The organism is Neokomagataea anthophila (genome assembly GCF_018122595.1).
Classification (GTDB): domain Bacteria; phylum Pseudomonadota; class Alphaproteobacteria; order Acetobacterales; family Acetobacteraceae; genus Gluconobacter; species Gluconobacter anthophilus.
The window spans coordinates 1-236 of the sequence record NZ_JAGRQH010000142.1; the positions used below are offsets into that span (position 1 = coordinate 1).

The following is a 236-nucleotide window of genomic DNA, read 5'->3' on the forward strand; positions in this document are numbered from 1 at the left end:
ATTTCTGCGCCATCCAGTGTGATGGAGCCAGTGTCCGGCTGTACGAGTCCGACGATCATGTAGAAGCTAGTTGTTTTGCCCGCTCCGATTGGGCCGAGTAGGCCCACGGCCTCACCACGCTGCACTTTGAGCGAGACGTATTGAACAACGGCACGCTTTTTATACGTATTGCCGATGCCTGTTGCGACCAAGCCAGTGCTGGAGTTGAGTGTGTGGGTGGTGCTGGGAGAGGTTTC

At 55.9% G+C, this 236-nt stretch carries 1 protein-coding gene; it reads right to left on the reverse strand.

Translation table 11 applies throughout. The annotated features are described in order from the left end of the window. Positions 1–191: ATP-binding cassette domain-containing protein (locus KB213_RS12335; RefSeq protein ID WP_211683551.1), on the reverse strand; the 191-nt coding region annotated here is incomplete at its 3' end. Between the last annotated feature and the right edge of the window lie 45 nt (positions 192–236).